Origin of the sequence: Bdellovibrio sp. HCB288 (genome assembly GCF_047305935.1) — a bacterium.
Lineage (GTDB): Bacteria > Bdellovibrionota > Bdellovibrionia > Bdellovibrionales > Bdellovibrionaceae > Bdellovibrio.
Window position 1 is genome coordinate 818,911 of the sequence record NZ_CP178619.1, and the last position, 19,613, is coordinate 838,523.

21 protein-coding genes are annotated in these 19,613 nt (G+C 47.3%); 6 read left to right on the forward strand and 15 right to left on the reverse strand.

All coding sequences use genetic code 11. The annotated features are described in order from the left end of the window. The first annotated feature begins 58 nt into the window (after window positions 1–58). From ACLVWR_RS03915 to ACLVWR_RS03925, 3 genes are all read left to right on the forward strand, one after another. A complete protein-coding gene (locus ACLVWR_RS03915) occupies window positions 59–1,168 on the forward strand; it encodes a response regulator (protein ID WP_413582605.1) in 1,110 nt (369 codons plus the stop codon). 76 nt (window positions 1,169–1,244) lie between these two features. Continuing rightward, window positions 1,245–2,552, forward strand: coding sequence for a pilus assembly protein (locus ACLVWR_RS03920; protein ID WP_413582606.1), 1,308 nt, complete (start codon window positions 1,245–1,247; stop codon window positions 2,550–2,552). Beyond that, the gene (locus ACLVWR_RS03925; protein WP_413582607.1) at window positions 2,542–3,681 is read left to right on the forward strand and encodes a CpaF family protein; all 1,140 of its coding nucleotides are present in this window, start codon (window positions 2,542–2,544) and stop codon (window positions 3,679–3,681) included. The genes ACLVWR_RS03920 and ACLVWR_RS03925 overlap by 11 nt, the downstream gene beginning before the upstream one ends. Here the strand turns inward: ACLVWR_RS03925 and ACLVWR_RS03930 are convergent. Together ACLVWR_RS03930 and ACLVWR_RS03935 are read right to left on the reverse strand one after the other, a co-directional pair. Next, window positions 3,587–4,012, reverse strand: a complete 426-nt coding sequence (locus tag ACLVWR_RS03930; RefSeq protein ID WP_340597617.1) for a hypothetical protein — start codon at window positions 4,010–4,012, stop codon at window positions 3,587–3,589. The two genes, ACLVWR_RS03925 and ACLVWR_RS03930, sit on opposite strands and share 95 nt — an antisense overlap. Before the next feature lie 130 nt (window positions 4,013–4,142). Further along, a complete protein-coding gene (locus ACLVWR_RS03935) occupies window positions 4,143–4,913 on the reverse strand; it encodes a DUF1266 domain-containing protein (protein WP_413582608.1) in 771 nt (256 codons plus the stop codon). Window positions 4,914–4,987: 74 nt separating this feature from the next. Between ACLVWR_RS03935 and ACLVWR_RS03940 the strand changes: the two genes are divergently transcribed. Then, the gene (locus ACLVWR_RS03940; RefSeq protein ID WP_413582609.1) at window positions 4,988–5,641 is read left to right on the forward strand and encodes a DUF4097 family beta strand repeat-containing protein; all 654 of its coding nucleotides are present in this window, start codon (window positions 4,988–4,990) and stop codon (window positions 5,639–5,641) included. Here the strand turns inward: ACLVWR_RS03940 and aspS are convergent. Further along, the gene (gene aspS, locus ACLVWR_RS03945) at window positions 5,638–7,470 is read right to left on the reverse strand and encodes an aspartate--tRNA ligase (RefSeq protein WP_413582610.1); all 1,833 of its coding nucleotides are present in this window, start codon (window positions 7,468–7,470) and stop codon (window positions 5,638–5,640) included. The genes ACLVWR_RS03940 and aspS overlap by 4 nt on opposite strands. Window positions 7,471–7,673: 203 nt before the next feature. Here aspS and ACLVWR_RS03950 point away from each other — a divergent pair, with 203 nt between their 5' ends. Together ACLVWR_RS03950 and ACLVWR_RS03955 are read left to right on the forward strand one after the other, a co-directional pair. Then, entirely contained in the window at window positions 7,674–7,979 is a 306-nt protein-coding gene (locus ACLVWR_RS03950; protein WP_413582611.1) for a polyhydroxyalkanoic acid system family protein, read from the forward strand. A 28-nt stretch (window positions 7,980–8,007) separates the two neighbouring features. Then, a complete protein-coding gene (locus ACLVWR_RS03955) occupies window positions 8,008–9,138 on the forward strand; it encodes an RNA polymerase sigma factor RpoD/SigA (RefSeq protein ID WP_413582612.1) in 1,131 nt (376 codons plus the stop codon). Here ACLVWR_RS03955 and ACLVWR_RS03960 read toward each other — a convergent pair whose 3' ends face one another. The 12 genes from ACLVWR_RS03960 to ACLVWR_RS04015 all read right to left on the reverse strand — a co-directional run bounded on the left by ACLVWR_RS03960 (window position 9,139) and on the right by ACLVWR_RS04015 (window position 19,611). After that, window positions 9,139–9,450, reverse strand: a complete 312-nt coding sequence (locus ACLVWR_RS03960; RefSeq protein WP_413582613.1) for a hypothetical protein — start codon at window positions 9,448–9,450, stop codon at window positions 9,139–9,141. 103 nt (window positions 9,451–9,553) lie between these two features. After that, window positions 9,554–9,883, reverse strand: coding sequence for a hypothetical protein (locus tag ACLVWR_RS03965; RefSeq protein ID WP_413582614.1), 330 nt, complete (start codon window positions 9,881–9,883; stop codon window positions 9,554–9,556). A 116-nt stretch (window positions 9,884–9,999) separates the two neighbouring features. Then, on the reverse strand, window positions 10,000–10,542 hold the full coding sequence (locus tag ACLVWR_RS03970; RefSeq protein WP_413582615.1) for a transposase: 543 nt from the start codon (window positions 10,540–10,542) through the stop codon (window positions 10,000–10,002). A 226-nt stretch (window positions 10,543–10,768) separates the two neighbouring features. Next, window positions 10,769–11,554, reverse strand: a complete 786-nt coding sequence (locus tag ACLVWR_RS03975; protein ID WP_413582616.1) for a FliA/WhiG family RNA polymerase sigma factor — start codon at window positions 11,552–11,554, stop codon at window positions 10,769–10,771. A gap of 80 nt (window positions 11,555–11,634) precedes the next feature. Further along, window positions 11,635–12,465: a MinD/ParA family protein gene (locus tag ACLVWR_RS03980; protein ID WP_340597626.1), complete on the reverse strand. Its 831-nt coding sequence runs from the start codon at window positions 12,463–12,465 to the stop codon at window positions 11,635–11,637. Further along, window positions 12,462–13,898, reverse strand: a complete 1,437-nt coding sequence (gene flhF / locus ACLVWR_RS03985; RefSeq protein WP_413582617.1) for a flagellar biosynthesis protein FlhF — start codon at window positions 13,896–13,898, stop codon at window positions 12,462–12,464. Before flhF ends, ACLVWR_RS03980 begins: the two co-directional genes overlap by 4 nt. Then, window positions 13,888–15,987 (reverse strand): flagellar biosynthesis protein FlhA, encoded by a 2,100-nt coding sequence (gene flhA, locus ACLVWR_RS03990; RefSeq protein ID WP_413582618.1) that lies wholly within the window; start codon window positions 15,985–15,987, stop codon window positions 13,888–13,890. Before flhA ends, flhF begins: the two co-directional genes overlap by 11 nt. Beyond that, window positions 15,987–17,051, reverse strand: a complete 1,065-nt coding sequence (flhB, locus tag ACLVWR_RS03995; protein WP_340597629.1) for a flagellar biosynthesis protein FlhB — start codon at window positions 17,049–17,051, stop codon at window positions 15,987–15,989. The genes flhA and flhB overlap by 1 nt, the downstream gene beginning before the upstream one ends. 36 nt (window positions 17,052–17,087) lie before the next feature. After that, the gene (fliR, locus tag ACLVWR_RS04000; protein WP_340597630.1) at window positions 17,088–17,867 is read right to left on the reverse strand and encodes a flagellar biosynthetic protein FliR; all 780 of its coding nucleotides are present in this window, start codon (window positions 17,865–17,867) and stop codon (window positions 17,088–17,090) included. Continuing rightward, the gene (gene fliQ / locus ACLVWR_RS04005) at window positions 17,868–18,140 is read right to left on the reverse strand and encodes a flagellar biosynthesis protein FliQ (RefSeq protein WP_340597631.1); all 273 of its coding nucleotides are present in this window, start codon (window positions 18,138–18,140) and stop codon (window positions 17,868–17,870) included. 8 nt (window positions 18,141–18,148) lie between these two features. Further along, window positions 18,149–18,907, reverse strand: a complete 759-nt coding sequence (fliP, locus tag ACLVWR_RS04010; RefSeq protein WP_340597632.1) for a flagellar type III secretion system pore protein FliP — start codon at window positions 18,905–18,907, stop codon at window positions 18,149–18,151. After that, entirely contained in the window at window positions 18,904–19,611 is a 708-nt protein-coding gene (locus ACLVWR_RS04015; protein ID WP_413582619.1) for a FliO/MopB family protein, read from the reverse strand. Before ACLVWR_RS04015 ends, fliP begins: the two co-directional genes overlap by 4 nt. Window positions 19,612–19,613: the final 2 nt, after the last annotated feature.

Sequence of the window (19,613 nt, forward strand, 5' to 3'; positions counted from 1 at the left end):
AAAGTACTTCTCGAAAATACTTTGCACTCGTACACTTCAAATCCTACACTACGTTCATATGAGCAAGCACACAATTCTTTGTGTTGACGATGAAATTGACAATGTCGAGGCTTTAGAACGGCTCTTTCGCAAGAAGTATACTGTACTAAAGGCCACGTCTGGAAAGCAGGCCCTCGAGGTTCTCGACCAACATCGAGGCCCCCTTGCTTTGATCATCACCGATCAACGAATGCCCGAAATGACCGGCGTGGAGTTTTTGGAAAAAACTCTGGAATCCTATCCTGAGACAATTCGTATTCTTTTGACGGGTTACACTGATCTGGAGTCCATCATAACTGCTGTGAATAAAGGTCAGATCTTCCGCTATCTCACGAAACCGTGGGACCCGGTCGACTTGTCGAACACCGTGGATCACGCGGTTGAAAGATTCGAGCTGGGACAACAGCTAAAAACCCGCAATTCAGAACTAGCCAAGGCGCTTGAAGAACTAAAAAGCCTGGATGTGGCGAAATCTAATTTCATGATTTTGATTAATCATGAATTAAAAACCCCGCTGACTTCCATTCTAAGCTTCTCGGCATTGCTCAGCGAATCTTCGCTGGCCGATGAAGACAAGCTAATGGTGAATCGTATCTCCCGCAGCGCGGATCGTTTAAAGAGCCTGGTTGATGATGTTCTGCTTATTGTGCGCGCCGAAACCAATCAGCTAAAAATCGACGTACAGAATGTGGCATTTTCGGAGTTTGATGAGCTTCCGAAGGAAGTCGTTAATCTTCTGAATCAAAAACAGCTCAAGGTTACAAACGACATCTCCCCTTCGGGAGTTATGGCGGATGTACGTCTGGTAAAACAAGTCATGCAGCGATTGATTCACAATGCTGCAAAATTTGGACAGGAAAACAGCGCTATCGAGGTCAAAGTGATAGCCGACGGAAAAGTGGCGCGCTTTGCGGTGTCGAACAAAGGTCCCCACCTTTCCACGCGAGTGATTGATAAAATCATGAAGCCGTTCTACATCGACGAGGATGTCATGCACCACTCAACGGGTACGGGACTTGGACTGACCATCTGCCAGGCGATACTTAAGGCCCATAGCTCCCAACTCCAATTCGACAATACGGATCAAGGGGTGACGGTGTTCTTCGAGCTTCCGCTGGCAAATCCGTAAAATGTCCGGAATTCGCAGACTCGGCGGGCCTTAAACCCGCAGGGACTGCGTCCTGAGCTTGCTCTGGCAGGCTCTCATGAAAACTTTCGTCTTTATTCTCACAACATTCTTAGTTTTTAAATCACTGGCCGCTCCCACTGAAATCGCGATTTCGCTGGGTGAATCCACCTCGCTGCCGATCAATCCAAGCTCCTCAGTCTGGATTCAGGATCGCGCCCTGATCAAAGCCGAAGCGATCGGAAGCCGCCTCCAACTGAAAGGTATTAGCGAAGGACTTACCACCGCCCGCATCGACGATAAACTTTACCGGATTCAAGTTCTGCATCCGGCGAAGCGGGTTGCATACAAGGATCTTAAAAGACAGATTAGCAAGTTTGTGGGTTTAAACGTTGAAATTGGCGATGGGGACCTCTTGGTCACCGGTCGCCTGTATCGCATGAAGGATTGGATCCGATTGGGCGAGTCCTTAAAAGAATCCGGTGCATCTTATCAAATGCGGGCTGAACTTTCTCCGGAACTCCAAAACGAAAGTCAGCAGTACTTCAGTAACCTTTTAAGCAAAGCAAAGATTCCTCCACAGACCGTGATCTTCATTCCGTCGCCGGAAATCCGTGCTTCCGGAAGTGATGCTTTAATCAAGAAGTACGAAAAACTATTTCGCCCCTTTGGTGTGACCGTCGTAAAAGATCAAAACAGCATTGATATTGCACCGACCGTTAAGGTGCAGATTACGGTCGCTGAGGTTAAGCATTCAGCTGCTTTGGGGTTTGGGATTAAGTGGCCCTCGGGATATTCCGCCACCCTGCTGGCTAATGGAGGCACATTGCTTTCTGATGCAGAATTCCTTGCCACAGCTTTCGAACAAAAGGGTTATGGAAAAATTCTAGCCAGCCCCAACATTATTTGTCGCAGCGGCAATGAAGCGGAGTTTTTGGCCGGTGGTGAATTTCCCATTAAAATTATGAACTATCGAATCAACGACATTGTGTGGAAGCGCTACGGAATTCTATTAAGAGTGCGTCCGCGAGCTGATTCATCAGGTCGTATAAGTCTGTCTCTGGAAACTGAGATATCAACTTTGGACCTCGGGAAGGAAGTTGACGGCGTGCCAGGCATCCTTACAAATCGTGTCTCCAGTCACTTCGATATAACTCGCCCACAAACAATTGCTCTTTCCGGTTTGATAAAAAATGAGAATGGAAACTCATCCAGTGGCTTGCCCTTGCTATCCAGACTACCGGTATTAGGCGCTTTGTTCTCCAGTAAGGATTTCAAGGAGGATCGCTCGGAATTAGTTATCTTCGTCAGACCCACAATCATGAACGAAGGCGAGAACACAGACCCTTCACCACAACATGTCGGAAGAATTCAAAATGAACGCTGATTTGAAAGATACATTTTCTACAATTCAAAAAAAGATTCAGAACATTCCACTGAATGAACTGCTGCTGTCACCCGACGAGGAATCTCTGTTGCGTTCTCAAAAGATGGATCATTTGATCCAGCAAGAAACCGCCTCCATGGTTGATAGCTTAGGACAAAGAATTCGCGACGAGTACTATTCGTGGGGCCCACTGTGCCGTCTTATGGAGGATGAATCCATCAGTGAAATTCTGGTTAACGGCCCCGACAACATCTGGTTTGAACAAGCTGGCACCCTCCATCAACATCAGGATACGTTTCTGTCGGATATCAGCTTTCGCAATTTTCTGGAACGTATTTCCCAGGCGGCAAAGTGTTTCGTGACAGTGGAACACCCCTCTGCTGACAGCAGCTTTGGTGATTTTCGTTTAAGCTTAATTGGTGCAGAGCTGACTCAATCACATCCGCATCTATCGCTGCGACGTCATCCTAAGAATCCATGGACATTTGAAAAGCTGAAAGAAAACTCCTGGTGCCGCGAATCTGATATTGAGCTGTTTAAAAAACTTATTCACGAAAGAAAGAACTTCCTGGTTATCGGCGCCACTGGTTCCGGAAAAACCTCGGTACTGAATTCACTTTTGAATTTAATGAAACCCAATGAACGCGTGGTGGTCATCGAAGATACTGCAGAGATCGCGCTTCCCAATAGCGCCAGCATGAAACTGCTGACCCGAGAGGATCCACAGGGAATTTTACCTGGCATTGATCAAACACAGTTGGTAAAGCGCTCTTTGCGTTTAAGGCCGGATCGTCTGGTTATGGGAGAAGTTCGTGGCGCCGAGGCGAAGGATTTTTTAATGGCGCTTGCCACTGGGCATGCGGGAAGTTTTGGTACCTTGCACGCGCAAGATGCCGCTCAGGCCTTGATTCGCCTGGAGATGTTGATTCAAATGGGAGCCCCACAGTGGAGTCTCACTGCGATTCGTCGGCTGATTCAGCTCTCGCTCGATTGCATTTTGATTGCCGGTCGAGAGCCTTCAGGCCAAAGAATTTTTAAAGGGGCTTATCGACTTTGCTCTCTGGAAGACCATGGCTTCCTGGTTGAGCCGCTGGACCTGACTGAGGGAAGAACTCTTCCGCCTTACTGACGTTCTGGAAGGCTTCTTCCGAACGAGTCATTTCCGCGTTGTCGCGAGCAATGGATTTTGGATTCGTGAAGAAGGCCTTGTTCAGATCTTCGATCACTTTCTTTTTGCTCATCTCAGGAGTTTTATAACTGATCGGCGCCTCTGGCGTCGGCAGTTGACCTGTCTGGCGCATCTCTTCCAGTTGCTTGCTAAGCTGAATTCGATCCCCCAAGGAATTCTTTCCTTGCGGACGGCCCATCTCAGGTGCTCCCGGTCGCGCTGGTTGAGCGGCAGCCATTTCCACCATTTTCATTCGTGGACTTGCTGGAATAATTCCGCTGATCTTTTCCATACTCACACCTCCGTGTGCTTTTAAGAAAAACCATCCATGGTTTCCCCTATACTTCGTATCGGAATAAGACGTCTCAGCTTGAGACCCGTTAGCGCAATCTGGACCTATGTCGGTACTGCTTCAGGATTTGTTAAGCAAGAGGATAGAAATTCCAAGGACTTGCAGGATGGCCCAACAGGCGCTCGCATATTTTTTTAACCAATGGATCCTCACTCCCCGACCAGAAAGTACGGCCAATCAAAAAGCTTTGGGAGAACTCCAGCCAGTTGGAAAATTTGCCATCGGCGATCGGTGCCATCTTTAGAATTTGCGACCACGCCTCGTTGTCCTCCAGATAGCCGGCTGTAAAGCACAGGCGCACCAGATGAACAAATCGGGCAGCGTCCCAAGCCAGAATTCCGGGTTCGCCTAAAAACTTCAAAGTTCGTTGAATCCACATCGCAAGCTTTTGATAGTCCTCATCAGACATTTGCGCCGGCTTGTCCTCGCTGAAATCAAACGAAAAAACCTGCTTAAATTTTTCCAGATTCTGCGCACTCAGGCTGCCGTCGGCAGGCACCAAACCACGTAAGACATTGAATTTTACGCGATGGCCCTGCTGACGAATATCCTCCAGATTTCTGATGGCGTCCTCGCGACTCTTCACTCCCCAGAAATCCTGCAGAATTTCAATGCAGTCCGCTTTAATTTCGTCGCCCCAGTTCATGTCTAATCGAAAGAAGTACTCACCGACCTCGTCTAGAACCTGCTCTTTGACGTCTTCAGCCAGTTCCTGACCGTCCACCAAGTCCGAGCCAATGAGTTCGTACAAATCATCCAAAAGATGGTTTTCCTCAATAAAAACCGCGCCCATGCACATCATGTTTTTTTCTAGTGTTGTTTCCGGCAAAACTCTTTGCATGGGATCTCCTGTTCCTGTCTGTGTCTTATTCAATTACGTTTCTTTGTCATTTTCAATGTGATAAACGTAAAGTCATGCTTAAGAAAATCCTAAAGGGCATGATCGCCCTCTTTTTTATTTTCGTTGGTGGAATGATTATTTTGATCGGATACACGATCTATAATCCCGACTCTATCTTCACCGCTTTCAACAAACTGACAAGCTTCGCAGTTCGCGATGAAGATTACAAAGAGCAGGAGGAATACTTCCTTCAGGGAATTAAACACATTCATCTGCAAAGTGGTCGCATGCCAATCAACGTGCGCACCTACAATGGATCAACAATGAAAGTCAGCATCGAGGGCTCGGCTCCGCGCTTTGAAAAAGGTCCTTATGTTTTCCAGGTAGCTGATGCGGAAAATATTAAGCTCGAGTTGCAGGAACCGGCTTCGGCACACTGGTTTCACATGAGTATCAATGGCGAGGAATACACCGAGCAAACAGAGTCCAAACTGACTGCGACTGTATATCTTCCAGAAAAATACACAGGCCGGTTGCAGTTGGAAACCCATAGCGGCAACGTTACGTTCATTGTAGATAAAAATCAGATCTTTGAATTTGAATTGAAATCAGAAAGCGGCAAGATCGAAAACCACGCCCAGATGAATCCCCAGGCGGCAAGCTCCCCGGATCAAGTGGCCAAGATTCAAATCCTGACCACTTCCGGAAACATCACAGTCACCAATTAACCAGCAGTATTCTTGTCAGTCTTAGCGCGCTCTTCTATAGCTTTTTCAGCCAGTGCGCTTAAACGAACACCAACCTCTGCCAGCTGGTCATTTTTAACTTCACTTGGACAGTCCGCCATCAAGTCAGTCGCCTTCGCTGTTTTAGGGAATGCGATCACTTCACGAATAGCGTCTGTTTCACAAAGCAACATCACCAGACGATCCAAGCCCCAGGCAATACCACCATGCGGAGGAGTGCCATACTTCAAGGCCTCAAGGAAGAATCCAAACTTGTGTTCAGTTTCCTCTTTGCTCATGCCCAAAAGACGGAACATCGCCTGTTGAATTTCGTTACGATAGATACGGATAGATCCGCCACCCATTTCGTAACCGTTACAAACAAGGTCGTAAGCTTTCGCCAGGATTTTGCCGTAAGCTTCCTCGTTCGTACCCAACAAATCATCAAATGATTCATCCTTAGGAGATGTGAACGGATGGTGACGAGCCACCCAACGTTTTTCATCTGGCGAGTACTCAAGCAATGGGAAATCCACGACCCATAGGAATTTATAAGCTTTGCCGTCAATCAAACCCAACTCTTTACCCAGGTGCAAACGCAACGTGGAAAGAGCCGCACATGCGATATCGAATTCATCACCAACGATCAACGCACAGTCACCTTTTTGTGCGCCCGTAGCTGCAAAGATCTCTGCCAGTTTTTCCGGAGTAAAGAATTTGGATACTGGAGATGTCAATGTGCCATCCGCCTCAGACTTGATCCATACCAAGCCTTTTGCGCCTGCACGCTTTGCCATATCAGTCAGTTTATCGAATTGGCCACGAGAGTATGCGCCCCCTTTTGGAACAGCGATACCGCGAACAATCGCTCCACGCGCCAAAGCATCATCGAATACTTTGAAGCCCGAACCCGTCACGATGGATTTCAAATCTTTGATCTCCATGCCGAAGCGTGTATCTGGCTTATCGATACCATAACGATCCATCGCATCTTGGTATGTCATGCGCGGGATTTCCCCCACGTCGATACCTTTGATCTCTTTCCAGATCATACGCAGCATTTTTTCATTCATCGCCATGATGTCTTCTTGGTCGATGAAAGACATTTCCATATCAATTTGCGAAAACTCCGGCTGACGATCCGCGCGCAAGTCTTCGTCACGGAAGCAACGAGCAATTTGGAAATAGCGATCGTAACCGCCAATCATCAAAAGCTGCTTCAGAGTTTGCGGAGACTGAGGCAATGCATAGAACGTACCTTGGTTCACACGCGAAGGAACCAAATAGTCACGAGCACCCTCAGGAGTGGATTTATACAAAATTGGAGTTTCCACTTCAATAAAGCCATTGTCAGACAAGAAACGTCGAACCACTTGAGCCACTTTATGACGAGTGATTAAGTGAGACTGCAAACGCTCCGTACGCAAATCCAGGTAACGGTACTTCAGACGAAGCATTTCATTGACGTTGTTATCGCCGGCTTGGAATGGCGGAACTGCGGACTCATTTAGAATTTCGCAACGTGTGGCTTCAATTTCGACCTCACCCGTTTTGATTTTAGTATTCTTCATGCCATCAGGACGAGCACGAACAACCCCTTCAACAGCGACAACGAACTCACCACGCAGATTTTTAGAAGCAGCCGTTTCAGCTTTGTTCGGATCCAGAACAACTTGAACGATGCCTTCGCGATCGCGCAAATCAATGAACACCAAGTTCCCGTGATCGCGTCGAACATCGACCCAACCCATCACAACAACTTTTTGCCCAACATTAGCGGCCGTCATTTTACCGCAATAATCAGTTCTCTTCAGATCCTTAACAAATTTCATGGATAACCCTTATCAAAGGAAAGAATGCCCAGAAAAAGCCCAAGCATTCAGAAATACTCTCATTTCCCGGATCAAACGTCAAAACCCAACGCCCAGTTTAATCGCGGCCAAAGCCTAGTAAAGCTCGGAGCCATAACCCTTCCCAACGCCAGAGCCTCGGCTATATACTCAAACTCTAAGTTGTACGTAGAAAGGACCGAAGTATGCCTAAATTCACGATTAATCACGATTCCTCTCACTCAGCGCCGGAAGCCTATAAGAAAATCAAAGAATTTTTAGCAAACGACCTTGATATTCGTAAATTCGATCCCAAATTGAAGTGCGATTTCACTGATGGAACGATGAGTTGCAAAATGAACGGCTCCCAGTTCAAAGCGGACATGAATGTTGCCGCTGCGGGCAATGGCAGTAAGGTGTCAGTGACCGTGGATCTGCCGTTGATGCTGACTCCGTTCAAAGGTAAGGTTCAGGAAACTTTGGAAAGAAAGCTCGCTAAGTATTTGGGCTGATTCTTTTCTTTCCGTTTAAAAAGGTTGTATGGCAAAAACCAAGGCGAAAACCTCCACGTCGAAAGACACAAAAAAGGTAAAGGCGGCTTCCAGCGAAGCCAGTCCGAAAAAACCTGCGCCTAAAAAATCTACCAAAGACAAAATCGAAACCAAACAGGTCGTGGCGGAAATCGTTGATGATGAATCCGCCGAATCCTCAATGGAACATGCCGAAGCCGACAAAGCCTATGCCGTTCCATCCAACGAAGATGACGACGTTGAAATTCTGGAGCCGGAGCCCACCTCCAATCTGCCAAGTGTAGATAACTCCAAGGCCATAACTTCCTCAGATCCTCTGGCAATATACCTGAACGAAATACGCCGGTACCGCGTTCTGACCAAAGAGGAGGAAATCACCCTGGCTAAAAAGTATTTTGAAACCAAGGATCCAGAAGCAGCGCAAGCCCTGGTTAAATCCAACTTACGCTTCGTCGTGAAAGTGGCCGCTGAGTATTCCAAGTTCGGTGCAAAAATGATCGACCTTATTCAGGAAGGCAACGTGGGATTGATGCATGCCGTGCGTGAGTTCAATCCTTACAAAGGTGCCCGTCTGATCACTTATGCTGTGTGGTGGATTAAGGGTTATATTCAGGAATACCTGATGCGCCAGTATTCCATGGTCCGCATCGGCACAACTCAAAATCAAAGAAAGCTTTTCTATCAACTGCAAAAAGAAAAGAACGCTTTGGATGCGATGGGTATTGAACCCACGACCGCGTTGATCAGTTCGCGCCTGGGAATCCCCGAGGACGAAGTGCGCGACATGGCCATGCGCATGACCGGTCGTGATGTCAGCCTGGATAAACCGGTAGACGAAGATTCCGGCACCAGTTTGGGTGATTTGCAGAAAAGTCCCGACAACCAGGCTCCGCTGGACGAGCAACTTGCTCGTCAGGAACAACTTGAAATTCTGAAAAACAAAATTGAAGAGATCCGTCCCGATCTTTCTGACCGCGAGAAAATCATTTTGGACGAACGTATTCTGAATGACGAGCCATTGACGTTACAGGAAATTGGCGAAAAATACGGAATCACCCGCGAGGCCGTCCGCCAGATGGAAGCGCGTCTTATGAAAAAGATCAAAGCGAAAATGGAAGAGCCCGAAGACGAGAGTGAGTGATTAAAATTGCCATTCTAAGTTTGCAACCACTCTCACCTTGTTTTGAGTTTGGCCTTTGAAATCATCCAACGCCAATTGGCTTTTAAATTTACAGCCCAACTTTTTGGCTGTCTCCACCCAACTGACCTGAACTTCCTGCACATCGATTTCGGGTTCTACGTCATGATGATAAATCACATCCGTATTTAATTTCTCGAGACCGGCTGTGCGCCAGTTCACCCGGTAAGCCGCCATGGAAGCCTCTGCCGCGGTTGCTTGAAAGATTAAGAAAAAGCCTACTAAGATTGTGATTGTTTGAATTACTGTCTTCATGAATCTAATACTACCGGAGCACAACAGAAATCACTCACTCACATTCAAGTCGTTTCAAGACATATTCCAAGTTCCTTGCAGAAACAAAATGCAGGCCCCCACTTTAGTGAAACTGCGCCGGCACCTCTGATCCACGGACCTCACCGTCAGGTCGATCTGGATCAACTCTCAAAGCCCCTCCTGCAGAAGGATGGCAGTCTTTACTATGATTCTCGAGTTTTGCGAGATCATTCATTTTCGTCATTTGAGACTGATCAGGGCAAGGCAGCACACCAGGTCTTTGGAATACACCCTTGGAGCGCAACGCCCGATCCACATCCGGAGAGCTGCTATAATCGTTTATCATTTGATCCATATTCGAAGAGGGAGCGGCGTATGCCGGTGTCGCTGCGGATATCATCAAACCTGCTAAAAACAACATTGGAGTTCGCATAATGACCTCCTATAACACCCCTCATACTACCACATCCCAACCCTTCAGAGCCCCACCCACTGCCAACTGCCACCCCATCCAGCCCAAACCAAAGCCCGGGTATCCGGGGGTATCGGTCAAGTCCACAGCTCCCGCAGCTGCTCCGCAGTCATCCCCCGCAATCTGGTCTTCGAATACGGACGTCCCAGCGCCTCTTTCTCATTTAGTTGAATATAGTTTCGTGCCGTTTGATAAGCCCGGTAACCCTTTACCACCCGGGTAAACGGACGATGCAACCAAACACTGGGCCCATCCCTCCGCTCCGTGAAGGTATCGGTCAAGGTTTGCGCGAATTGCCCCGCCACGACTCTTAAAAAGCTCTGAATATTTGAACGACGACTCCCACGCAAAAGTATATGCACATGATCGCGCTGAATTGAAAACTGCTCCACTCCCACAAAGAACCTTAACGAATACTTTTTCATTAAAGCCGTCATGAGAGCAAAATGTCGCGGAGAACGAAGTCCCTTCTTCACAACCAGCTTATTAACTTTGAAAACCAAATGAATGGGATCCTTCGAGGAAAGTGGTCGCGCACCCCTCCCTTTTGAAGATCGTCGTAAAGTCCCACCGTATGAATAGCGATGAATATTCGCCGTTTGATAAAAATCTTTCTGCATGACCGATACCCCCAGATGCTGGGAAGGGGTGCAGATTTTGGGCTGACTTGACTTGAGCGATATCTGCGAAGGAGAAATATTCCGTCCGAGTTTCAGACCGTGGTTAAAGAATCACGGCATGACCGATACCCCCCGGGTTTGGGCGGATGGCTTTGAGCACAAAAGAAAAAACGCCAGAGGTGAGCTGGCGTTTTTAGGTGTGATAGAAAATTTTAATTTAAAACAACTAAGCTACTTCTAGTTCGCCGGCGCCGATTGTGGCTGCCAGTTTTGCACGAAGGCGCGTCACTGCTTGAGCGTGAAGTTGGGACACGCGGGATTCTGTGACTCTTAGAACCTGACCGATTTCTTTCAGATTCAGGTCTTCGTAGTAGTACAACGAAAGAACCAGGCGTTGTCTTTCTGGAAGCTCTTCGATCGCAGTCGCCACAACCTCTTTGATGTTCTTCACATTCAATTGATTGAACGGACTGTTGGTGCGGGAACCTTCCAGGATATCCATGATGGATTTTTTATCTGTATTACTGAATGTCGTCGCCTGATCGATTGGCAACAAACTAACAGGACGAACTTGGTTTACCAGATCATGGAACTCATCGATGTTCACATTAAGTGCTTTGGCAACTTCCTCGTCCGTCGCTGTACGGCCCAAGTCAGCTTCCAATTGAACCATGGTGCGATCCAAAAGTTTTGCCTTGTCACGGATCGAACGTGGAACCCAGTCTTGGGCACGAAGTTCATCCAGGATGGCACCGCGGATACGGAATTCCGCGTATGTCTTGAATTTATTATCACGTGTGGAGTCGTATTTTTCGATGGCGTCCATCAAACCGATAACACCAGCGGAAATCAAATCATCCAATTCGATGTTAGAAGGAAGTCTAACGGCGATCTTCTGAGCGATAAATTTAATTAGTGGAGCGTATTCTCTAATTAGGTCGTCTTTTTTAGTCGGCGCGAGCTGACGTGGCTCATCCTTGTACTTCTTCAACAAAGCCGCATTTTTCCCCATATTTATCCCTCTTGAAGTCTATGTTAACAAACACCCAAGTGTGCTGAAAGTCCAATTCTGTATCGGACCAGTAGATCGCTTTAAGCGACCCCCACCACTTGATCCCAAAACATCTGCATTCCTCCATTAGCCTCAATAAGCTTCGAGGAAGTTTCCAACTGCGCAGATATTTGACGAATCGCCTTGGATGATTCCGCACCGACATCGTGTCTCACAATGAGACGCTGCATTTGTGTTGCTTTTCTTAAAACCGAATCATTTGGAACTGAGCCCCAGTAATCAAGACCAATGTACAGGAAGCGATTTACAACATCGTTGAATCGTTTGTACAAACTCATGCCCTCTTCTTCATCACGCACTTGATTGCAGATGATCGAGAAGTGATTCACTTTGTAGTTCTTGTTCAAAACTTTGATAAGTGCGTAGGCATCTGCGAAGCTGGAAGGATCCGGCGTGATAACAACGCTGACTGATTGAGCTGCGGAATTCAGGAACAATACGTTTTCCGCAATTCCCGGTGCCGTATCAATCAAAAGAAAATCAAAACCCATTGGCAGGGAGCCAATAGCTTCCACCATGGCACGTCTTTCGAAGTGATTCAGGTTATTGAACTCAACAACACCGCTGCCACCCGGAATCAGGAACACATCCTTGGATACTTCCAAAAGAATGTCTTTCATTTCCTTGCGACCCGCCAGAATGTCGTGAATGCTGCCCTGGCTTTTTGCACCGAACATGATATCCACGTTCGCCATGCCCAGATCACCATCAAGAATCAAAACCTTTTTGCCTTTTTGCGCCAGGCTCAACGCCAGATTTGCAACCAACGTTGTTTTACCAACACCACCCTTTCCAGAGGTGATACTGATTGTTCTTGTGCGATAGAGATCAAAAGTATTTAAACGACTCATACAGCCTCAGAATCCTGTTGTTTAAATTTTGTAATTCTAAAAATCAGATCCAGCAGACGCTCTTTCGTGGCGAACTCGAAGTCCTCAGGAACACGAGAACCGATTCCAAATGAGTGCAATGGAATATCAAAGCGCTTCATAAAGTTATAAATTGTTCCATGCTGTGTGGACTCATCCAACGAAGTGAAGATCACATCCTTGTAGCCCATCACCGAGTAACGACGACCCAACTCGATCGCATCCGCATCCTTGGTGTTTGAAGACATGGTCAGATGGATACTTGCGTTCAGCGCCTGAGGTGGCAACAGATTGCGAAGCATCTGAATCTCTTCATTGCTTTTCAGACTTAAACCGGTGAAATCAACCAGTACGCAATCAACATTGGCCAGATAGCGCATCAGATTGCTCCAGTCATTTTGAGAGCGAATCACCGAGAAAGGCACGTTCAGAATCTGTGCATAGATCTTCATCTGATCAGCAGCACCCACTTTGAAAGTGTCCGTTGTGAAGATCGCGACTTTCTTGCGCTCACGAACCACCATGTGACTGGCCATTTTGATCAATGCCGAAGTTTTTCCGCTACCCGCCGGGCCGACGAAGCAGTGGATTTTTCCTGCCGTCGGATTCTGGGAGATTTTGATCGCATCCAGAACATGACGAGCCACGAAGGCCTCTGCAAGAGCTTTGTTTTTCAATTTCAATGGCGACAGCGTCTCCTGCGCATGAGTCAGAATATCGGCTGCGATTTCAGATGCCATTCCTGAACGAGTCAGTTTTTCAAAGACCGAACTCAAATCATAAGAAATACCGTAGTCAGCACCAGGATGTGCACCGACGAATGTTTGCGGCATTTGCTGGAAGTGAGTGATCACCTGTTTCAAGGAGGCAATTTCATTTTTCAATGCACGAATTTCTTCGTTGTCAGCCGGCGGCTTTACTGGTGCCGCAGGAGCTGGCTTCGGTTGTGGAGTGGGTGCTGCTTTCTTTGGCTGGAAAACCTGCTCCTGCTCCTGGAAAGCATGCAATGCTCTTTGCGCAGCGCTCTTCACACGCTCTTCAGACATTTTTTGCTGACGGGCGTACTCGTTTTCATCCTCAATATCAATGTAACGACGTTGTGTGATCGGTGCTGGAGCCTGGCTTTTTTGCACATGCTTTTCCACCATTTTGTGAATCAACTCTTTTTGCTGACGAGCTGTACTGGCAAGGAATCTTTCACGATCCTGCTCGCGCAAGCGGGATTCTGCAAATTTCTTTTTTTGCAGAGTTTCCTCGGAAACCGCGGCTGTGATTTCCACACTGCCTTCACCAACCAGGCCGAAGCTTTTATTGTTGTCACGGGCAGAGAGAATAATGGCGTCAGGTCCCAATTGGGACTTCACCATCTCCAAAGCTTCCTTCATTGTACGTGCTTCAAATTTCTTAACCTGCATGGCTCATCTCCACAAGTGCAACCGATTGAACATCCGCATCTGAGGTCAACTCGTTATGCGAAAGCACAACCAATTGAGGAATAAAACGCGAAGTCAGTTTGTAAATATGTCTACGGGAAGTTGGGCTGGTCAGCAGAATCGGCTGACTTGCCACTTCCGGATGGTTTTCCACAGCGCGTGCGATCTCGTTGATCAGACGATGAGCCGTGTTTGGATCCATCACCAACTGAACGCCCTGCTCTGTTTGCAGAAGCGAGTTGGCGATTAGCTCCTCGATAACCGGATGCAGAGTCATAACTGGAATGTTTCCCTGATCCGTTGTGTATTTTGCGGTGATTCCACGAGCCAAGGATCTGCGAACTGCTTCAGTCAGCATTTCGATATCTTTCGTGCGCGGAGCCTCATCAGCCAATGTTTCAAAGATAGTCAGCAAGTTACGAATCGAGATCTGCTCTTTAAGCAGCCCTTGCATAACTCGAACCACAGAGCCCAGGGACATAAGATCCGGGATAAGCTCTTCCACCACTTTCGGGTGAGACTTCTTGAAGTTTTCCACCAAAGTCGCAGCTTCCTGACGACCCAACAATTCGTGAGCGTGAGAGCGAATGATCTCGGTCAAGTGAGTTGCCATAACTGTTGGCAAATCCACCACTGTGTAACCAGCGATCTCTGCATCTTCTTTGCGATTCGGAGAAATCCACAAAGCATCCAACCCGAACGCTGGTTCTTTGGTTTTGATACCATCAATATTTTCAGTAACGTTGCCTGGATCCATGGCCAACAAGGATTCAGGACGAAGCATACCGCCACCGACTTTGTTGCCTTTGATCATCAGACGGTATTCACCCGGCGCCAACTGCAAGTTGTCGCGGATATGAATACTTGGAACCACAATCCCCAGATCCAACGCGAATTGCTTACGGATACTGACAATGCGCTCAAGCAAGTCACCGCTTTGATCAGACTCGACAATGCTGATCAAACCGTAACCAACTTCCAACTCGACCATGTCGACTGGAAGCATGCTCTCGATGTTTTCTTTTTTCGGAGCCACCGCCTGAGTTTCCAAAGCTTTCTTTTCTGCAGCAGCCGTTTCAGCTTTGAACTTCCTAATAACCCACGATGTTCCACACAACAGACCACCCATTAACAAGAATGGCAATGTAGGAAGTCCTGGAACCAAACCCATCAAGATCAGCACACCACCAGACACCATTACAGCACGTGGATTAACCAAAAGTTGACTTGTAACCTCTTCACCCATGTCTTTGTCAGAGTTTGAGGTACGGGTTACGATCATACCGGCAGCGGTAGAAATGATAAGAGCTGGGATCTGTGACAACAAACCATCACCAATCGTCAACATCGTGTAGTATTTTGCCGCTGTACCGACATCCAAACCTTTTTGAATCACCCCAATACCCAAACCACCGAGGATATTGATTATTGTAATAATAATACCGGCGATGGCATCACCACGTACGAACTTCGAGGCACCATCCATGGATCCGAAAAAGTCAGCTTCTTGCTCGATTTGCTTACGGCGTTTACGGGCTTCGGCTTCGGTAATATGACCAGCATTCAGTTCAGCATCTATCGACATCTGCTTACCAGGCATCGCATCCAAGGTGAAACGAGCAGCCACTTCGGCCACGCGCCCGGAACCCTTGGTGATTACCATGAAGTTGATGACGATCAGGATCGCAAACATGATGAAACCGATGACGTAGTTTCCACCGACAACGAAGTTCGCAAACGAGGCGATAACGTGACCGGCAGCTTGCTCACCTTCGTGTCCGTGAGTCAGGATCAAACGAGTTGTCGCCACGTTCAAGGACAAGCGGAACAAGGTCGTCATCAAAAGAAGCGAGGGGAATGATGTGAAATCAAGCGCGCGTTCTGTATAAATACTTACAAGCAGGATCAGAATGCTGATCGCCAAAGAGAAAGTCAGGGTGATATCCAAAATTGCCGGTGGCAACGGAATAATCATTACCGCCAAGATCGCCAGGATACCGAATGCAATGAACAAGTCGGTGTTCTTGGTAATTTTCTCGAATCTCTTAAGAAATTGAAAAACGTCGTTCATTATCTTTTCTTCCTACGCAATCGATAAACATATGAAAGCACTTCAGCCACCGCAACAAACAGGTCTCTTGGGATCACCTGTCCGATCTTCATGGTTTTAAAGATCGTTCGTGCCAGCGGTTTATTTTCCACGATCGGAATATTGTGCTCTCTTGCGAGCGCCTTAATATTCTCTGCCACCGAGTCCGCTCCCATCGCCACCACTTGGGGGGCCGGCAGATTGTCTGAATACTTCAGAACCACTGCAATATGGGTCGGATTCGTGATCACAACGTCTGCCGTCGGAACATCCGCCATCATCCTCTTGGAGGCCATCTCCCTTTGGATACGACGAATGCGCGATTTGATCATAGGATCACCCTCGCGCTGCTTGTGCTCTTCCTTCACTTCCTGTTTCGTCATCATCATCTTCTTTTCAAGGTCCCAGCGTTGGTAGAAGTAGTCAGCGCCCGCAAGCACCAGCATAATTCCACCCACACCACCCAAAAGCTTGGCGACGATGGCGCCAATGTAAGTGCAGATTTGTTCAATCGAGAAGCTCATCATATATGGAATCTGATGAACTTCCCCACGTAACAAGAAATACAAAACCAAACCGATGGCACCCATTTTCAGGATGCCCTTGACCGCCTCCATCACCGCACGAAGACTCATCACACGCTTCATACCCTCAACCGGGTTGAGCTTGTTTGGGTCCGGCGTCAAAGCATCCTCGACTTGCAGGAAACCAATTTGCGCCACTGTTGAAGCAGCCCCCAGTAAACCAGCGATCCCCATAACGGGAGCGATCAGTATCAATGTCTTCTCTCCGTTCATACGAAGAGCATCTGTGAAGTTGCCCGAACGAATTGTTGTTACCAATTCAGGGCCGAAGGAATAAAGAAACAGGTCATAGAAATTTTGGAAAAAGAAACGACCCAAAGCATAGACGCCACCCGCAGCTGCCAACAACAATACTGCTGTTGCCAACTCCTTGGATTGAGCGACGTTACCTTTTTTGCGAAAATCTTCCCGTCTGGCGTCCGTTGCGTCTTCGGTTTTTTCGCTGTCGTTTTCGTCTGACACTTAGTTCCTTCCTAGAACTTCATCTCTGCTTAAATTCTACAATGCTTTCATCACTTTGAACAGTTGCGAGGCCGTGATTTCGACCAAGCCGTTCATTTCTAAAATCATCAATGGCAAACAAATGAAAACCACGGCCATACCGATCATTATCGTAACTGGCATACTCGTAACCAGGACGTTGATCTGGGGAACTGCTCTTCCCAGAATACCCATCGCCAGATTCACCAACAGAATCGTTACAAGTACGGGTGCGCACATTTTGATAGTTAGAATAAAAGTTGTTTGTCCAAACACCGCCATTTCAGCAAAAGGCCCTACATTCAGACTCAAAGAACTTACTGGTACCAAAGAATAACTTTCGACAATTGCACGAATCAGAATATGGTGCCCGTTGATCGCCAAAAACACCAACGTGCCCAATGTGGAGTAGAAAGACTCCAGTGCGTTGCCCGTCGTACCCAGTAATGGATTGTACATTTGACCCGCTGACAAACCCACGCTCATCGCAGTCAAATCCCCCACCATGGAGACAACGAAAAAGAAGATCCGGGTTAAAAACCCAAGGGATACGCCAACGATCAGCTCCCGGATAGCTAAGGATATGATTTCATTTGAAATAACCAGGTAGTCGATGTTGCCAATTTTAACCACAGGAAACAGAAGAACGCTCAGAACAATCGACAGAAGAACTTTAACCGGCGTGGGAATTGTCTCAGATCCAAAGAAAGCGGAGGCCACAACAAAGGAGATCATGCGCAGGAATACCAGCGCAAATAGCAAAAGCTGTCCTTCTGTGTAAGCAGTCCAATTCAGCATCTATTCCCTTACCATCGCTGGAATGTTTTCAATCAATGTCGAAGTATAGCTTGTCAGAACATCCATCATCCAGGGTCCGGCCAGTACAATAACCGCAGCAACTACGATCATTTTGGGAATGAAAGTCAGTGTTGCTTCATTGATTTGCGTAAGAGCCTGGAAAATACTGACGGCCAAGCCGACAACAAGAGTACTGATCAACAGAGGTGCCGCAAGCATCGCTGTTGTACGAAGAGCATCCTGTCCTAATCTGATTACTAAATCTTCAGTCACTTTACACCTCAACCGAAACTTTTAACCATCGAACCGATCAGAAGACCCCAACCGTCGACAAGTACGAAAAGCATAATTTTAAATGGCAAAGAGATAACAATTGGCGGAAGCATCATCATACCCATCGCCATCAATACGCTGGATGCCACGATGTCGATAACCAGAAATGGAAGGAAAATGATAAAACCGATTTGAAATGCGGTTTTCAATTCAGAAACCACGAATGCTGGAACCAAAACCATTGTCGGAACTTCCGCACGGGTCTTCGGTTTTTCAACCTTTGAAAGTTTCACGAACAAAGCCAGATCGGAATCACGGGTTTGATTGAACATGAATTTACGAAGTGGAGCCAGAGACTGTTCGATCGCCTGATCTTGCGAGATCGTGCCTTTAAGATAAGGCTGAACACCATTCGTGTTGATTTCATTGAATGCCGGTTGCATCACAAAGAAAGTCAAAAACAAAGACAAACCGATCAGCAACTGATTCGGTGGCATCTGCTGCACACCCATGGCCTGTCTTAGAAAAGAAAGAACGATGATAATGCGGGTAAAACCCGTCATCATAATCAAAATTGCCGGCGCCAACGTCAGCACCGTCATGATAAGAACTAATTTAATTGCGTTTACAACTTCATTGGGATTGTCTGCCGTCTTGAACCCCAGGTTCACCGTCGGCAAAGTCACCTGCGCAAATGCGTGGGAGCTTGTCAACAACACCAGTGGCAACAGAATCAAACTCCACAGAGTCAGTTTCTTTAGATTCACTGAAAACTCCTCATGCCTTTCAAACGTTTGGAAACAATGTCCTTGATTCCGCTGATCGCAAATTCATCATCTGCATCCTGTTCTTGAGCGCGACCTTTGGTACTTTTGAAGCTGACACGAGCTGCTGGTTCTTCGATTTCCTCTGCCTGATCTTCCACGAATGATCCCATCACTTTACCGAAATTTTTCGGAGCTTCTTCAGGAACTTCGTCATCAAGCAAGGACAAAGACTTAATCATTGAAATATTGTGATCGGTAACACCGATCAGGATCGACTCCCCCGCCACGCGAACGATCGCAAGACTTTTCTTGGGACCAAGGAAATGCTGCTGCAACACCTTGATTTGAGTCTGATGCTTTCTGTCTTTGGGAACGGAGTATTTGCGCAGGAAAATAAATGCGCCACAACCCACAGCTCCCAAAAGTGAAAGTGTCATCAGGATACGGAACCAGCCAGAGCCTTCCGCACCCGCATTCTTTTGTTTTTCCAGATTCAGTGGAATCTCTGATTCTTTTCGGTTGTCAACTTTAGGCATATCTTTGGCAGCCACGGCTTCCGCACCAGGTGCGGCTTCAACGGCTACCGCCTCAGAATCAACTTCCGTAGTAACAGCAGCCGGAGCCGCCTCAGAGGTAGGGGCCTCTTTTTCTGCCGCTTGGGCAGATACGGAAATCACAAAAAGAAGAGAAAGAATCCACTTCATCA

Bases quoted from the DNA above. Each gene is read 5' to 3' on its own strand.
- ACLVWR_RS03940 (WP_413582609.1), top strand. From the start codon at position 4,988: ATGCTTAAGAAAATCCTAAAGGGCATGATCGCCCTCTTTTTTATTTTC.
- flhA (WP_413582618.1), bottom strand. From the start codon at position 15,987: ATGAACGACGTTTTTCAATTTCTTAAGAGATTCGAGAAAATTACCAAG.
- ACLVWR_RS03925 (WP_413582607.1), top strand. From the start codon at position 2,542: ATGAACGCTGATTTGAAAGATACATTTTCTACAATTCAAAAAAAGATT.
- ACLVWR_RS03975 (WP_413582616.1), bottom strand. From the start codon at position 11,554: ATGGGGAAAAATGCGGCTTTGTTGAAGAAGTACAAGGATGAGCCACGT.
- ACLVWR_RS03950 (WP_413582611.1), top strand. From the start codon at position 7,674: ATGCCTAAATTCACGATTAATCACGATTCCTCTCACTCAGCGCCGGAA.
- aspS (WP_413582610.1), bottom strand. From the start codon at position 7,470: ATGAAATTTGTTAAGGATCTGAAGAGAACTGATTATTGCGGTAAAATG.
- ACLVWR_RS03930 (WP_340597617.1), bottom strand. From the start codon at position 4,012: ATGGAAAAGATCAGCGGAATTATTCCAGCAAGTCCACGAATGAAAATG.
- ACLVWR_RS03965 (WP_413582614.1), bottom strand. From the start codon at position 9,883: ATGCGAACTCCAATGTTGTTTTTAGCAGGTTTGATGATATCCGCAGCG.
- ACLVWR_RS03935 (WP_413582608.1), bottom strand. From the start codon at position 4,913: ATGCAAAGAGTTTTGCCGGAAACAACACTAGAAAAAAACATGATGTGC.
- flhF (WP_413582617.1), bottom strand. From the start codon at position 13,898: ATGCAGGTTAAGAAATTTGAAGCACGTACAATGAAGGAAGCTTTGGAG.
- ACLVWR_RS03970 (WP_413582615.1), bottom strand. From the start codon at position 10,542: ATGCAGAAAGATTTTTATCAAACGGCGAATATTCATCGCTATTCATAC.
- fliR (WP_340597630.1), bottom strand. From the start codon at position 17,867: ATGCTGAATTGGACTGCTTACACAGAAGGACAGCTTTTGCTATTTGCG.
- ACLVWR_RS04015 (WP_413582619.1), bottom strand. From the start codon at position 19,611: ATGAAGTGGATTCTTTCTCTTCTTTTTGTGATTTCCGTATCTGCCCAA.
- ACLVWR_RS03960 (WP_413582613.1), bottom strand. From the start codon at position 9,450: ATGAAGACAGTAATTCAAACAATCACAATCTTAGTAGGCTTTTTCTTA.
- ACLVWR_RS03920 (WP_413582606.1), top strand. From the start codon at position 1,245: ATGAAAACTTTCGTCTTTATTCTCACAACATTCTTAGTTTTTAAATCA.
- ACLVWR_RS03915 (WP_413582605.1), top strand. From the start codon at position 59: ATGAGCAAGCACACAATTCTTTGTGTTGACGATGAAATTGACAATGTC.
- ACLVWR_RS03955 (WP_413582612.1), top strand. From the start codon at position 8,008: ATGGCAAAAACCAAGGCGAAAACCTCCACGTCGAAAGACACAAAAAAG.
- ACLVWR_RS03980 (WP_340597626.1), bottom strand. From the start codon at position 12,465: ATGAGTCGTTTAAATACTTTTGATCTCTATCGCACAAGAACAATCAGT.